We start from the raw sequence: 1,730 nt of genomic DNA on the forward strand, positions 1-1,730 counted from the left end.
CGTATCCGAATTGACTGGGAAAGGTAATGATCTTGCTAACCGCGCCACGGGGCGCGACGGGAAGTACAGAGCATTTTCGAAGATTGGGCGAAGGAATTTGGCGCTCGCGACAGGATTCGAACCTGTGACCTTCGGCTTCGGAGGCCGACACTCTATCCAGCTGAGCTACGCGAGCGCATCGGGCCGCCGAACGGCCGTTGCGGGCTGTTTAGGGCAATCGCCGCCCGCCCGCAACGGGAAATCCCGCCCCCGCGCCTCAGGCGAAGAGGTCGTGCGCCAGTTCCAGCGCCTCGACCAGGCGGTCGACCTCGGCCTTGGTGTTGTACAGGCCGAAGGACGCGCGGCAGGTCGCGGCCACCCCCATGTGCTCCATCAGCGGACCGGTGCAATGCTGGCCCGCGCGAACCGCGACGCCCTTCTTGTCGAGGATCGTCGACAGGTCGTGCGCATGAGCCGCGCCGTCCATCGTGAACGAGAAGATCGCCGCCTTGTCGGGAGTCGTGCCCTGCACGCTGATCCAGTTCAGCCCGTCCAGACGCGCGCGCGCATAGTCGCGCAGACGCGTCTCGTGCGCGGCGATGTTCTCCATCCCGAGGGTCATCATGTAGTCGAGCGCCACGCCCAGTCCGATCTGCGAGACGATGCCGGGCGTGCCGGCCTCGAACTTCATCGGCGGGTCGTTCCATGTGATGCTGTCCTTGTGGACCTCGCGGATCATGTCGCCGCCGCCCATGAAGGGCTGCATCTGGTCCATGCGCTCGCGCCGGATGTAGATCGCGCCCGACGCCGAGGGACCGTAGAGCTTGTGCCCAGTGATCGCGTAGAAGTCGCAGCCGATGTCGGCCACGTTCACCGGCATGTGCACGGCGGCCTGGCTGCCGTCGATCAGCGTTGCGACACCGCGTTCGCGCGCGGCGTGGCAGATCGTCTTCACGTCGACCACGGTGCCCAGAACGTTCGACAGGTGCGTGACCGCCACGAGCTTCGTCTTGGGGCCGATCGCGTCGATGACCTTCTGCGGGTCCAGGTAGCCGGTGGAATCCACGTCCACCCACTTGATCACCACGCCCATCCGCTCGCGCAGGAAGTGCCAGGGCACGATGTTGGCGTGGTGCTCCATCACCGACAGCACGATCTCGTCGCCCGCCTGCAGGTTCGGCATGCCCCATCCGTAGGCGATCAGGTTGATGCCCATCGTGGTGCCGGTGGTGTAGACGATCTCCTCGGGGTCGGGCGCTCCGATGAAGCGCACGACGACCTCGCGCACGCTTTCGTACTTCTCGGTCGCGAGGTTCGACAGGAAGTGCAGCCCGCGATGCACGTTGGCGTATTCCTCGGCATAGCCGCGGGTGATCGCGTCGATCACCACCTGCGGCTTCTGCGCGGAGGCCCCGTTGTCGAGATAGACCAGCGGCTTGCCGTTCACCTCGCGCGACAGGATCGGGAAATCGCGGCGGATTCGCTCAACATCATACATATCCGGTGACTCCGTCCGGTGTGATCCCGATCGCCGACAGCACGATGGACAGCACGATCGCCATGCCGAAGATGCCCACGATCAGGACGAGAATTGCCTTGAGGACGCTGCGCAGCTCGTGCGCCTCGTCGATGAAGTGGACCGCGATCCAGATCCCCAGCGCCGAGGCGACCATCACCGCGACGGCGCCGAGGAACTGCGAGATCGGCATCAGCACGAGAACCACGGCCTGCGCCAGCACGCGCAGCGCCTG

General features: G+C 65.3%; 1 protein-coding gene, 1 tRNA gene and 1 pseudogene. All 3 read right to left on the bottom strand.

Annotation, left to right across the window (positions count from 1 at the left end; all coding sequences use genetic code 11):
• Window positions 1-98 precede the first annotated feature (98 nt).
• Window positions 99-175 (bottom strand) — tRNA-Arg (locus ACFDTC_RS04320).
• An 81-nt stretch (window positions 176-256) separates the two neighbouring features.
• A complete protein-coding gene (locus ACFDTC_RS04325) occupies window positions 257-1,477 on the bottom strand; it encodes a cysteine desulfurase (RefSeq protein ID WP_375257644.1) in 1,221 nt (406 codons plus the stop codon).
• Window positions 1,470-1,730 (bottom strand): annotated as a pseudogene (locus ACFDTC_RS04330) (hypothetical protein); the annotation flags it as partial. The pseudogene ACFDTC_RS04330 and the gene ACFDTC_RS04325, both read right to left, overlap by 8 nt.

It is taken from the genome of Citreimonas sp. (assembly GCF_042096055.1).
GTDB lineage: Bacteria > Pseudomonadota > Alphaproteobacteria > Rhodobacterales > Rhodobacteraceae > Citreimonas.

Bases quoted from the DNA above. Each gene is read 5' to 3' on its own strand.
- ACFDTC_RS04325 (WP_375257644.1), bottom strand. From the start codon at position 1,477: ATGTATGATGTTGAGCGAATCCGCCGCGATTTCCCGATCCTGTCGCGC.